This window comes from Acinetobacter sp. WY4 (assembly GCF_018438165.1).
Classification (GTDB): domain Bacteria; phylum Pseudomonadota; class Gammaproteobacteria; order Pseudomonadales; family Moraxellaceae; genus Acinetobacter.
On record NZ_CP053947.1, the window covers coordinates 850808 to 864249 of the forward strand.

General features: G+C 37.3%; 8 protein-coding genes and 2 pseudogenes. All 10 read right to left on the reverse strand.

The genetic code is table 11. The features are described 5' to 3' along the window. Nucleotides 1-609: 609 nt before the first annotated feature. The 10 genes and pseudogenes from G4D73_RS03990 to G4D73_RS04030 all read right to left on the reverse strand — a co-directional run bounded on the left by G4D73_RS03990 (nt 610) and on the right by G4D73_RS04030 (nt 12529). Nucleotides 610-2733: a DUF3987 domain-containing protein gene (locus tag G4D73_RS03990; protein WP_213687435.1), complete on the reverse strand. Its 2124-nt coding sequence runs from the start codon at nt 2731-2733 to the stop codon at nt 610-612. After that, a complete protein-coding gene (locus G4D73_RS03995) occupies nt 2730-2936 on the reverse strand; it encodes a helix-turn-helix transcriptional regulator (protein ID WP_213687436.1) in 207 nt (68 codons plus the stop codon). Before G4D73_RS03995 ends, G4D73_RS03990 begins: the two co-directional genes overlap by 4 nt. Nucleotides 2937-3044: 108 nt before the next feature. Next, nucleotides 3045-4019 (reverse strand): hypothetical protein, encoded by a 975-nt coding sequence (locus tag G4D73_RS04000; protein ID WP_213687437.1) that lies wholly within the window; start codon nt 4017-4019, stop codon nt 3045-3047. A 35-nt stretch (nt 4020-4054) separates the two neighbouring features. Beyond that, the gene (locus tag G4D73_RS04005; protein WP_213687438.1) at nt 4055-6931 is read right to left on the reverse strand and encodes a type I restriction endonuclease subunit R; all 2877 of its coding nucleotides are present in this window, start codon (nt 6929-6931) and stop codon (nt 4055-4057) included. Beyond that, nucleotides 6928-8052, reverse strand: a complete 1125-nt coding sequence (locus G4D73_RS04010) for a PD-(D/E)XK nuclease family protein (RefSeq protein ID WP_213687439.1) — start codon at nt 8050-8052, stop codon at nt 6928-6930. The genes G4D73_RS04005 and G4D73_RS04010 overlap by 4 nt, the downstream gene beginning before the upstream one ends. Nucleotides 8053-8078: 26 nt before the next feature. Then, complete coding sequence (locus G4D73_RS04015) at nt 8079-8993, reverse strand: GIY-YIG nuclease family protein (protein WP_213687440.1); 915 nt, start codon at nt 8991-8993, stop codon at nt 8079-8081. A 1-nt stretch (nt 8994) separates the two neighbouring features. Then, nucleotides 8995-9765 (reverse strand): hypothetical protein, encoded by a 771-nt coding sequence (locus G4D73_RS04020; RefSeq protein ID WP_213687765.1) that lies wholly within the window; start codon nt 9763-9765, stop codon nt 8995-8997. Next, nucleotides 9729-10469: pseudogene (locus G4D73_RS15690) on the reverse strand (restriction endonuclease subunit S); the annotation flags it as partial. The pseudogene G4D73_RS15690 and the gene G4D73_RS04020, both read right to left, overlap by 37 nt. Then, nucleotides 10455-10961, reverse strand: a pseudogene (locus tag G4D73_RS15695) (restriction endonuclease subunit S); the annotation flags it as partial. The pseudogenes G4D73_RS15695 and G4D73_RS15690, both read right to left, overlap by 15 nt. Next, the gene (locus tag G4D73_RS04030; RefSeq protein WP_213687442.1) at nt 10961-12529 is read right to left on the reverse strand and encodes a type I restriction-modification system subunit M; all 1569 of its coding nucleotides are present in this window, start codon (nt 12527-12529) and stop codon (nt 10961-10963) included. The gene G4D73_RS04030 and the pseudogene G4D73_RS15695, both read right to left, overlap by 1 nt. Nucleotides 12530-13442: the final 913 nt, after the last annotated feature.

Below are 13442 nucleotides of genomic sequence, written 5' to 3' on the forward strand. Positions count from 1 at the left end.
TTAAGTCCTTCGAGATAAGAACGACGATCAATTAAGTGAATTGCTTACTTCAGATTTCATAATATCCAAAAACAAAAAACCCCTTACGATTAATGCACGTAAGGGGTTGTTTTATATGGTGGGCCCAGACGTTACCATACTTTAATTTAAGTAGTTGTTTTATAGTTATTTATTTTTAATGTTGTGAAGAAGGTACAAACACGGATACATGAGTTTTTTGTTACTTTTTGTATTTATTTTCATTTTTTCTTAAAACTAATAGTTGAACTTATTCAGCACTAATTTAATATCATCGTTCAATAGATAATATTCTGACAGATGTTAGCTATTTTTCTAAATTAGCCCTTTTAGATTTTATCCTAGAAGTGATTTTAGTATTTAAAATGAATGTAGATTGTCTCATATCTTCCTAAATTTTAGATTTTGCGATTTTCCTCTGTAATCCTTTCCTTGTCTAGCTTTCCGCATCGCATTATCCTTGCGATTCGTATGCGACACATGCGATATCTAGCCGTTCATGTCGCATACTCCGCATTGGAATCGCACACCCTTTGCAACATGGATAACCTTGTGCCATGGGGGTTTCAGCCATAAATCGAAAAATCGCAACTATTTCAGCAATGCCGGATTTAATTCGATGTAAGTGGAGCGGTTAATTGTCACCAGACGCACATAATTAAACTCGATCAACTCATTTAAACATGGGTCAAATTCCTTCGCTTTTCTTATCTGAAGCGGTGCACCTTTCATTGCTACCGTTTTTTGCAGTCGGTTGGTTTTTCCCTTCTTGCACTTGATCAAAAGATACTTGAGCAGCTTCTCAGAATCGCTCTCATCAGCTACCTCAATATCTGAATATCGGAACCACTCAGACAATGAATGTCGAATGATGGCGCAAGCTGCTTGCATAACTTCCACATCAATTTCAGACTTGTTTTCAAAGTAAGCTAAGACAGCGCCCAAACGTCTGGCAAGCTCGTTTGCACGACTGGCAAAAGGCTGCATAAATTCAAACTGTTTTCCGCTACCCTGCAAAATCTCACACTCATTGTAGAACTCAAGCTCTAATAACTCTGCTTCACTAGATAGCTGCATAACTGGAAAATATGGAACCTCTCCTGAATCATTTAAGAGGACTGGCAACTCATCTTTTAAAATATCTCTACAGCGATTCCAAAATTTTGTTAGCCGTGGGTCATTGTGTGAATTTTTCAACTTTTGCCTAAATTCAACTGTATGCGTTCTTTGCCCAGCAATGCTCTCTGGAGCAGCTAAAATAAATCGTGGTAAAAAGCCCTGCCCTCTTAATATCGGATCATTTAAAGCTCCAGCCAGTACCGCACGTTGCCCAAGTAAGTTGAAAGTAAGGCGAACATCATAAGCCGTTCCATTATCATCAGATGAAGCGCGGTTTCTTTGGCAATATCCATCATCAAATAATTTGGTAAGTGCACCTAAAGCGCTTTTGGCCGTGTCGCCCTTCATTGTGTGCCCATCGAAGAATTGCCCTGCCTCATCGCTACTGAGTGAGGCATTTTTTACAATTCCTTTAATATAAAACTTGATTAAGGTTTCGATAGTAATGTCGGAAAAGATGCTGGTCGGATCCGTTGGTCTTGGATTATCTAAAAGCCATTGCGTGAACTCTTTTGATTCAATTGTTTTTGAAGTCGCATTCCAATCATCCAGCTTTTTGTTGTACTCATCATTTTGCTGGCGTTCATGCTCCCTAATTGGTAATTCAACCAACTTTTGACACGATGACTTACGCCCACCGCTACCGCCCTCAGTTAAAAAGAATAATGATGACGGCATCCCTTCCCTGTTGGTTTCTTTGGGGGCATTCACCTTACCTTGTGCTAAAAATGAAATACTGGCTAAAACACATTGAGCAGCCATTGCAACCGGAGCTTGGACATATTCAGCGGTTGCAAGAATTGCATTTCTCAAGACTTCCGGTAGCTCATTAATCGGATAAGGTTTTGACTGAATCAAAGTATCATTTCTTAAACTCACTGGAGCTTGCCAGCTATTCAAATTTGCAGCCTTCCGATCCGCTGGCATTTCCTCAACTTGAGGCTGTGCGATTGGATCAGATTCAAGTGATTTTAAAATCCGCTCTCTTTCCTTGTAGAAAAAGCGTTTAATAAGATTGGAACTTAAATTTTTTAAATCATCATCCGCCTGAATAAATAAATGTGCATTATTGACTGGAGTTTTTTCGCCCACCAGCATTTTAAGTATTGTTTCAGGCATACCGTTATTGATAATCCGATACGCTACATCAATATCAGAATGGAATACGACTGATTCACCAGCCTTAGCAAGTTTTACAAATAACTCCGTGCTATCAGTACCTAAAACATATGGCATATAGGTAGTATTTTTAATACTTGCAAGGATTCCTTCTTTACCAATTAAAAAAGATACTTTTTTAGAATCAATCTCTTTGTGTGGTGTCTGACTTATATCCCATTTCTTCGCAATTCCACCAACTCGATAACCAATAACCTCATTAAGCTGCTGGGGGTTTACAAAAGGAAAAACAGTGCTTTCTTCGCAGTTATATTCCGGCAATTCAGGATGGATATAGCTTTCAGGCTTAACTTTGAGATTCTGCTCATCAATACAGCCTTTTGCAAAATCTTCAATCGAATGATATTCGGTTGTATTGCCTGTCACCGGATCGGTGCTTGCTGCAAATGGTGCGTTAAAAATGATTTTTGCATTCATTTTTCACCCTCCAGCTCAGAATTTGAAGGATTTAAACTCAAAACCCAATTTTTTATTTCATTTTCACGATAAAAAATTCTAGCTTGTTTTTTATCTCCAAATTTTATTGGCTTCGGAAATGAAGAATCTTTTTGTTGCAAGTTATATAGCGTATTTCTACTAATTTTTAGAATACGGCAAACATCTTTAATCTTCAAAAGCATTTGTGAGCTCCAATAACAATGCTAGAACCATCATGGTTTTTTTTGAAGTTATAAGCCCCTAGGTTTTTTTAATGTTTTTCCAAAAAAAACCTAAGCAATTGAAATAAATTATTTTATTTTTAATATTTCATTAACTTTAGCCTTTGCGGCATCATCATTTAGTACATCTAAATCGGTGTAAAAAATTTGAATTAATTTAGAAATTATATTTATATTGTATGGTCTTTTATTTGGGAAAATCTCTGCCTTCCCATCAATATCCCACATGCTTTTAATAAAGAATGTTCTATGCGATGTATTATCAACTCGTGGAGAGTTCATATTTAATATTTCTGTTTCTATTTTTTTGTAAAAAAAATCAAGCAAATCACTATCCACAAACTCAACATAATCAATTAATTTATTATATATTTTTCCACTCACCACACTATCATTAAATTTTTTTAAAAATTTATTTTCTGGTGTTTTTACATCATCTTCCATCCCACTTAAAGGAGAAATATAATTATTATCTTTCATAAAATTAATAAAATCATCAACATCTTTATTATCATATTTTTTTGCATATTCTTTTAGTTCATGAAATCTTACATCTATCATTTCCATATCTATAACAGCAATTATTTTTTCTTTTCTCAAATAATTCACAATTTTATTAACATAGCTTGAACTTAAATAAAAAACTGCTGTCCTAGTTTTCAATAGCGGCGATGTATTTAATAAATTTGTCATTTTATTTTTTGCTGACTCAAGCTTGCTGAGCCAATTTTTTAATTCTGTTCCACTATATGCTGCACCACTATCTAATTTTTTCTTATACTCTATTGATGCATAATATTTTTTAGAAAAAAGAATTAAATCACTTAGCTTTAAATCACATTCCAATATTTTTCTAAAAGGCTCATCCTCCAACAATAAATAAATTTTCTCAACATAGAAATCCTTTTCCTCAATACTAAGGTAAGTTTTAAATTTTACATTATTACTTATAAATTTAGTTTTCATAAATTTACTATTAATTTTGTTATATTTTTTTAGAAATATAGCTACTTCTTCTTTGTCTTCTTGTCTAACTCTTTCCATTTAATTATCTCAAATTAAAATTCTGCGTTACTGATTTATAAACCAGTATAAAATTTTTCAATCAACTTGCGTGTCTTGACCAGCAAATTGCTAAAAATGCTCTCCCGCTCAAACAGCTTAACCTTATAGTTTGGCAAGTCTTTCAGTTCTTCCTTCCGTGGTAAGCGTTTGGTGAACTCATAATGTTTCAGAACCTGCTTCATTGCTTCCGGTTTCAGGTTTTCTTCTTTGCAGAGATGCTGATAGGCCTGTTCTTTTTCAGTGTCCCAGAAAGCAGCAAAGGCGGTTTGCACGCTCTGCCCATTAATTATCTTCGGCATGTTTTCTTCAATGAACTTCTGAATCAATTCTTGCTTGTCATGCAGGGTAACTTCATTACTGATCAAATCATGCACCTGTGCTTCGTACTTTTTACGTTTACCCTCATCTTCACTGTTAACAGCCAGTTGAAGCAAGTTGATGATATAGCCGACATTGATGCGGTCACTGTGTAGCAAGTCCAGCTGAAAATCGACATCGTCCAGTACCGAGACTTTTTCTTTTTTGGTGGTCTTACGCACATCTCGACATAGGTCGGCATACTTGGAGGCAAAGTTGGCAAAGTGCTGTTTATCCAGTGCGGTCTGGTCCTGGTCATATTCAATAAAGGTTTGCAGCTGGGCGTTGTAACGCATCACTTCACGAAAGGCTTTAATGAATGCCAGCTGCTGATCTTCAGTGATGAGCTCGTCGACACTTTGATAATCCGGGGTGATCTTCAGCAGCTTCTGTACCGCTGCTTCATAGTCCTGCTGGATTTTTTCATAGCTCGGCACCAGCACTACTTTTTGCGCTTCTTTATTGGAAAATAGTGCCAGTGCTTCATCGGTGGCGCGTTTCAGGTTACGGAAACAAATGATGTTGCCGAAAGGTTTTTTGTCGTTAAAGACGCGATTGGTGCGTGAAAAGGCCTGAATCAGGCCATGATATTTTAAATTTTTATCGACATACAGCGTATTCAGTGGCTTGGAATCAAAACCGGTCAGGAACATATTCACCACAAGCAGAATATCGATCTGCTTTTTCTTGACCCGATCTGCAATATCCCGGTAATAGGCATAGAACTGATCACCAGAGTTGTAGTTAGTTTTAAACTGCTGGTTGTACTGGGCAATATAGCGATCCAGCTTGTCACGGCTGGACGGATTGATCTGGGTGGGAATATCCGCTGCTTCTTCATAGATCAGTCCGTTTTGCTCATCTACCGGCACGACTTCATTGGCCTCGTAGGAGAAAATAGTGGCTATGGTTAGCGGTTTAAATAGCCTGCCCTGCTCTTCATCCTGTTGCTGCTTCTCCGCCTGGACCTTTTCAAACAGTTCGTAGTACTGGGTCAGAGTATCAACCGAGCTGACACAGAACATCGCGGTAAATTCACGGTTACGGGTTTTAGTGTCATGGGTATCGACAATATAACTCACAATCATTTCCAGACGCTGCGGATTGTCGTATAGCTCTCGGGTATCAATCCCTTCGACTTCATCATTATATTTGAGGTTGTTCTGCATGCCCTTAGCGGTATATTTGCCCCGATAATCAATCTGGAACTGCAGCACGTTACGGTCACGTATAGCATCCACGATCACGTACTGATGTAGGCATTCATTGAACAGGTAGTCTGTGGTGAGTTTCAACCCGGCTTTAGACTGGCTGTTTTCTTCAAAGATCGGGGTTCCGGTAAAGCCAAACATCTGGGCATTGCCAAAGAACTTCTTGATATTCTGATGGGTTTCACCAAACTGGCTGCGGTGACATTCATCAAAAATAAACACCACTTTTTTGTCTTTCAGGTAGTCGATATATTCCAGATAGCGGTCAGTGCTGATGGCCCTGTTCAACTTTTGGATGGTGGTCACAATCAGCTTGTCATGGCGTTGATCGAGCTGCTTAACCAGAGTATGGGTGCTATCGGTGCTATCAACACTCTCGGCTTTAAAGGCATTAAATTCGCGGGAAGTTTGTGTATCCAGATCATTCCGGTCTACCACAAACAGAACCTTTTCTACATCCGGCATCTGCATGATAATCTGGCTGGCTTTAAACGAAGTCAGGGTCTTGCCTGAACCGGTCGTATGCCAGATGTAGCCATTCTGATCCGAGTTTTGAACATGCTGGATAATTTTCTGTACCGCATAGATCTGATAAGGACGCAGCACCATCAAGCTTTTCGTGGTTTCCAGCATGACCATATACTGGGTCAGCATTTGGGTCAGATGTTGCTGATTCAGAAAAGCATCAGCAAAATCGACAATTTCATTGATATGTTTGTTGCTGACATCGGCCCAAGGAAAGGCAAACTCGATGCAGGTAGTGCCGTTGGAGTAATAACGGGTATTGGCACCATTACTGATGACAAATAACTGGACAAAGCCAAACAGGCCCTGTCCGGCCCAATAGGCTTCACGGGTATAACGCTGGGTCTGGTTAAAGGCTTCGGCGATTTCCATGCCGCGTTTTTTCAGCTCAATCTGAACCAGCGGCAGACCATTGACCAATAAGGTCACATCGAAACGGCTGGTACGGCCGTTATGGTCGCGGTGATCGATGGTGATTTGAGTGGTCACCTGATAGATGTTTTTGCTTGGATCATCTGACAGGAAAAAGATGTGCTTACTGCTGCCATCATCAAATTTGACCGGGAACAGATCGCGCAGATTCTTGGCCCGTTCAAACACTGTGCCAGTATTCAAAAAGCTGATGACCTGTTTCCACTCGGTTGTCGACAGTGGTGCTATTCCATTGGCACGTTCAATCTGGGTTTTCAGGTTAGACAGTAGCTGGCTTTCGTCCTTGAGCGTGACTGAGGCATAACCCAGTTGCTGTAACTGGCCAATCAGTTCATTTTCAAGTTGGTATTCGCTTTGAACACTCATACCTTTTGAACCTTTGCATTTCGCCAAACTGTTTCAACTTTGTGTAAAATCTTACTGATTTCTAGAATTTTGTTAGATATTTCATCAATTTCAAAAGGGATATTCTCCCAACCTAACCACCACTCAGCTTTCTTTTTTAAAAATTCATTATAGTTCGATGCTTGGAGGATATTAATATTAAGTGACTCTTTGATCTTATTAATTAAATCATCAGTGGGATGATGAAGGAACAAATAGATGGAACATTTTAAAGGACATGTATCAATAAAAAAGCTTAGAACTGCTGAACTATTTGTTTGTTTCCATTGGTCACTTGAGAAATCGATAGCATCATATTTTTGTTGATCGGTACCCCATGTATATGACCGACTATATGGTTCATAGCTTTCAATACTAGTTTCCAATTTTGTATTTATTAGACTAGCCGTTTCATTCAGAAAGTCTTCCTTTAATTGAATTAAAGCAGATATATCTTTATAGCTGTTCTGCACAAAATTATATTCTTGATCATTCATTCTCTTTTCCCCAAAATGCTCTAAATGCATTAAAAACTCTCTCGCGAACAGTCCCCATTTGTTGTAAGGATTTTTCAGCATTACTTGTGATAAATACGTTCTTACATATTCTGCATACACACTAAACGCAAGCCCAGACCAACCTTCTACATTGGTTTTTCCATCGATACAAAATACGATTTTAAATGGCTTTAACTCGGCAAACTTGTCAGCAATATGAGTCTCATAATCTGTAAAAGGATTGTTTTGAATATGTTTGACTTTACATTCAATTAAAAATATAGCTTTATCACTTTCAATAAGTAAATCGATACGACTCCCAGAAGCTGTCGGAACTTCAGTTGAAATTTTTTTCGCCGATCCATAATCATCTGCTTCGACAGATGGATTGAGTGCATTCACAGCATCAGTCAAGCCATCAAAAAATACAGAACCCAGACCATGATCATTCTCTGGATTCAGAAAATAGCTAAGCAACTCTGTAGTTGGGTTTTCATAATGCTTACGAATTGCCGTATCAAAAAATGTTTTTTCACGAGGTGGCACTTTATATTTTTTGGCTGCCTCTAATAATTTTTTATAATGCCCCAATACATCATCATTCATTATTAAAACTCAATCTAATCTATTTACTAAAGTGAAATTTGTTCTACTTGATTCTGCTGCCATTCTTCATATGACAAATGATTAGAGCTATTTTTCCATTCTTTACGACCATTTGATGCACGGCCTAAAATCACTGCACCAGCAGCAGATGGGCTTGAAAACAAATAGTCTTGTGTAAATTCGAATATATTTGGATCAATGACCCCATTTGCCAACAATACAGGACGTAAGTTCTTCATGTAATTGTGATTTGGTTGACTAACTTCTGGACGCACTTTAGATCCTTTCAAAACATAAAATTCACCATCTATGACCTGGGCTTTCGCATCTACATCTTTTACAGATAGGTAAAATATCGCATCCTCAATTCGAGGATTTATCAATTTATCTTGGACTTTCAATACATCACTTGGATGCTTCATTTCTTTTAAGAACTCATAACCCAATACGGGTAGTACTACCTGTATTTGTTCAAGAAAATACTCCATGTCCGCCGTGTCAGATTCTGGTAAACGACAATACTGGTGTGCAGTTCCATTTAATAACTGGCATTGACCATTCTTTTTCGCAATTTCGATAAGATGGCTTTCCAAATACTTGATATGTGTCTTGGTAATGTTCTGATCTTTTCCTGTAACTAAACAGACCTTTTCCCAAAAGTCTTTTCCACCGGCTTCTTCAGTACGGTTATGCTGTTTTAAGCGATTTGCAACATCATCCGATTCGCCAATATAAACTTTGGGATACAGCGGATTTTCAGGATCATAACTTACAAGAAAGTAAACACCCGTCCTAGAGCACTCCTCACGCTGTATCAGCTCTGACAGTTTAGTTCGTGGTGCTGAAAGCACATGACCAGTCCAGTTAATGATTTCAGCTGTGAGAATTCCATTTGGAGAACCATCTACAAGGAACAATTTAATACTTTTACCATGTGTCATTCTAAAACCTTGTTTCAAAAATATTAAAGTAGAACCATAATAAAAAAGGTGTCTTACGATATTTAGGCAATGGAATATGTGTTGCTCCAGCCATTGCTTCTGTAGTGATCTGTGTTACAAAATCAAAAGCAAGATAATCCTGTATTGAACTACTTTTAATATCTTCTGATAAATATTTACGGATATTATTCTCAAATCTATAAATTAATTTTTCATCCTCAGATGGATCATGATTAAACATAAAAGCTGGATCATAGTATTGATAATCTAGACCATATCTCATTAGTGAATCTTCGAAATTAGGAGCATCTTTTCTTAATTCCGTTAAGAGGTAACCATTGAGCCTTAATATTATATGCTGGACTTTATAATACATTTCCAAAGATATTCTACGTCTAACCATTAATGTAAAATTTCTTGCAGTCATTTCAGCTTGCTGGTTAGTTATTGTTTGTTCTAATGTTTTTAAAACTTCCAACCCCAGTAAAAAGTTATCCGAATTTTCAGCTAAAAATGTATTTACTTCCTCTTCATCTAATGTAGTAGATTCAATAAATGTTTTAATTCTAAGATATAACAGAGCATCGTTACATTTACGCGTATAATCTACAACATCTGATATCGCATTTTTAATAGTTGAGCCAGCATTCAAGGTAAAATTATCTATTACGTTTAAACTAGCATGACCAGCTACTATCGCTAATTTTTCCAAAAAAAATGAGTTCATTCTCCCCCCTACACAAACATCTGCTGTAACAAGCCTTTTTTCCAAGTCTTGGCCTGTTCAATTTGTTGCGTCACGACTTCAATTTTTTGGTCGATACTCGATAAGAAATTGGCGATTTTGGTTTGTTCTTCTAAATCTGTTGGATATATAAAAGGAAAAGCTAGAACATCACTTTTCGTAATGTTAGGATCCTTTCGGCTACTAGCTGCAAAATTTTTCCAATCTAGGACTTTATAATTAAAATAAGTTAAAAGAAAATATGAATTGATTTTTTCATTTGGATAAATTGCTGATAATGCTTGATTACAAGCAGCTTCTTTAACTAAAAGTCCAGTCCGACCAATTTGATTAAAACCGCCATACATCGCAACAAAAACAGTTCCTTTTGGTAATATTTTTACAGACGTCTCTTTGAGAGCAAACTGAGAAATTTTTTCTTCAGTTTGTAGGATCTTACCATTATTAAGATCCGTTGTTTTCACCCAATCAATATCTGCATCTTTAAAAAAACGCTCATCACTACGCAAAGGAGTAGCACCTGATGTCACCTTAAAAATATCACCAATTTTTTTCTCCTCCCACTTCCCAAACTCACTTCTATCATCCGCTTTAAAACGAAGCTGCTGACTAAACAGCTTTTGCATCATGCCTTGTTTATATTGGCTAAGCAGCTGATGTTTTTGAGTCAGTTGGCTGATCTTTTCATCTACCGCGGAAAGGAAAGTGGCTATTTTGGTTTGTTCTTTTATGGAAGGAAACCCAAGTCGAATGTCCTTAACATCATTAAGCGATAAATTAGGTGGATCAGTTCCTGAAATAGAATTTTCTAACTCTTCAACGGTTTTTGATTTTTGTAAAAGCGAATAAATAAAATTCAAGTTATTATTTTTGCTAACAATCTTTGCAACACGTTGGTTTAGCAATGCACCATGATACATTTCTCCAACTTTTGATATTTTTAATTTTTTATTCAAAATAGGACGTGTAAGAGCAATGACATAATCATTTTTATCTACAACAAACTGAGAATATTTTTCTAAATATTCTTCTGGTAAAAATGACATATTATTAGGGGTCATTTCTTGAATACCGACATCAGCAATCTTTAACCAACGCACACCTTTATCTGATGATGCTGTACTAGGAAAAGCATAACCTGAAAACAAGCTAAAACTATCTCCTAGGTGGTTGATGTCCCAATCCCCATTAAACTCTTTAAATCTTAACTTTGGTGTAGTCATCACTTCACCTCCGCAAACGGTGAAGCAATCCCAAGCTCTTTGCAAAACTCCGCAATTACCGCATCGGTTTTTTGACTGTCTTTTTCCAGCTGTTGAAGCTGTTGGGCAATCGCATCCAGATCAATCTCAGCTTCCGCTTCAAAGGTATCCACATAACGCGGAATATTCAGGTTGTAATCGTTGTCTTTGACTTGCTGTAAAGTTGCTACATGCGCGTATTTTTCAATTTCTTGACGCTTTTCAACGGCCGCAATAATATTGTCTAAATGCTCAGGCAACAGCTTGTTTTGATTCTTCTGCTTTTCAAACTCGTTGCTGGCGTCAATAAACAGAATATTACCGCTATGCTCACGGTTTTTCTTCAGCACCAAAATACAGGTCGGAATTGATGTGCCATAGAAGATATTGGCAGGCAGACCGATGATGGTATCCACCACGTTCATCTGCTCAATCAGGTACTGACGAATCACACCTTCACTGGAACCACGGAACAAAACGCCATGCGGCAAGACGACTGCCATGGTGCCATTGTCATCCAGTTGATACAGCATGTGCTGTACAAAGGCCATATCCGCTTTGGAACTCGGTGCCAGTTTGCCATAAGCGGCAAAGCGTTCATCTTGTAGAAATAAAGGATCGGCTGACCAGTTAGCAGAGAATGGAGGGTTGGCGACTACTGCATCAAACTTTTTATCTAAATGCTGCGGACGGGTTAAAGTGTTTTCCTGCTTGATGTCAAACTTGGCAAAATGCACATCATGCAGAATCATGTTCATCCGCGCCAAGTTGTAGGTGGTACGGTTCATCTCCTGACCGTAAATCATGTCCACATCTTTAACTTCACGCTTCACTCGCAGCAATAAAGAACCTGAACCACAGGTCGGGTCATAGACCGAACGTAAACGCTCCTTGCCTTGGGTGACAATCTTGGCCAGTAAGGTTGATACTGTTTGCGGAGTATAGAACTCACCAGCTTTTTTCCCGGCACCAGAAGCAAATTCACCAATAAGGTATTCGTAGGCATCACCCAGTACATCGGCTTCGGTATTGGAAATATCAAAATCAATATCATCTAAATGGCTGAGGACTTTGGCCACCAGTGCATTACGGTCGCTGGCATTGTTACCGAGCTTGGTTGAGTTCAGATCCAGATCTTCAAACAGATTGGCAAAGTCATCGGCAGAGTCGGTTCCCAAAGTACTTTGCTCAATCGATTTTAAGGTCGCAGTTAAATCATCCAGAATGAATTCGCCCTGACGGCCACGCTCGGCCAGCGTATGGAACAGCTGTTTCGGGGTCAGTGCATAACCAACTTCGGCAATGGCATTCTTTTTGATTTCTTCGATATAAGGCACATGCTCAGGATTGTTTTCATCCAGTTCAAGAAAGCTGATGTCTTCACCATCCAGCAATTCATTAGCAAAATTAACCGACTTTTCTGATAAATATTTAAAGAAAATAAAACCCAAAATGTAATCACGGAATTCATCTGCCCCCATGGTGCCGCGCAAAGTATTGGCAATATTCCAGAGTTGTTTTTGTAACTGTTGTAGTTGCACCTGGGTCATTGTTATAGAAGTCCGATGAAAAGAATAAAACATGACTAGTGTACCGAAAATTAAAGTTTTTTCAGCAAAATTGGAAATAGAAAGACAAAATTTGTCGTACCAACCCTATATCAATAATATTGATATATTTCGTTTAATTTGGGTTTTAAAATGATTAACAGGCTTATATAATCATAATTTAAATTAAGCCTAATATCAGAATTATAGATTCTTAAACAAATAGTTATAACTAAAATAAATAATAAGGCAGTTTGTTAAAGTTGGTCATCTTCAGCATCAATATATGCATTAATTAATTTCTAATCCTCAGTTTTTGAGATATGACGTGGAAGCTGGCAATCTCCTCCCCTAAAAATAATAGGATTTTAAAAAGAATGATTTCTAATTACGAATAAGCCCTAGACAACAAAAAAAGCAATCATTGTAATTAGGAATGTTATAGCTGTACTTGCCATCAATCTCATTGTTTTTGTATTGAAGTTTACTAAGTATGTTTGTGAATATTTTTTATATTTCAATGTGAAGTATAGGCTAGATATGAAACAGGCAGTTAGAAAGCTTAGCATCAATGCCATACGATAATAGTCAATGGATAGGTCTGTTCCGACTGTGAATTTATGAAATTGATAATAGTTGCTTCCTGTGAGAAATACAAAACATAGTAACCCTAAACCTATTACACGATATTCTGTATTTTTATCCTGATCCTTGTATAAAAACTTGGTAATGATCATACTTAAATTAAGAAATAGTGGGATCAAAATAACTATAAAACTGACAAGCAAATTTCTAAATAACCAAGATTTAATGTCCATATCATTTCTAAATTGATAAATATTTAAAAATGGAAAAAAGACCACTGGAAAGAAATATATATAAGTCAGTTTGAATGAATCCATATTTTTAATCATGA

Excerpts from the sequence above, each read along its gene's own strand:
- G4D73_RS03990 (WP_213687435.1), bottom strand. The coding sequence starts at position 2,733 with ATGAATGCAAAAATCATTTTTAACGCACCATTTGCAGCAAGCACCGAT.
- G4D73_RS03995 (WP_213687436.1), bottom strand. The coding sequence starts at position 2,936 with ATGCTTTTGAAGATTAAAGATGTTTGCCGTATTCTAAAAATTAGTAGA.
- G4D73_RS04000 (WP_213687437.1), bottom strand. The coding sequence starts at position 4,019 with ATGGAAAGAGTTAGACAAGAAGACAAAGAAGAAGTAGCTATATTTCTA.
- G4D73_RS04030 (WP_213687442.1), bottom strand. The coding sequence starts at position 12,529 with ATGACCCAGGTGCAACTACAACAGTTACAAAAACAACTCTGGAATATT.
- G4D73_RS04010 (WP_213687439.1), bottom strand. The coding sequence starts at position 8,052 with ATGAATGATGATGTATTGGGGCATTATAAAAAATTATTAGAGGCAGCC.
- G4D73_RS04015 (WP_213687440.1), bottom strand. The coding sequence starts at position 8,993 with ATGACACATGGTAAAAGTATTAAATTGTTCCTTGTAGATGGTTCTCCA.
- G4D73_RS04005 (WP_213687438.1), bottom strand. The coding sequence starts at position 6,931 with ATGAGTGTTCAAAGCGAATACCAACTTGAAAATGAACTGATTGGCCAG.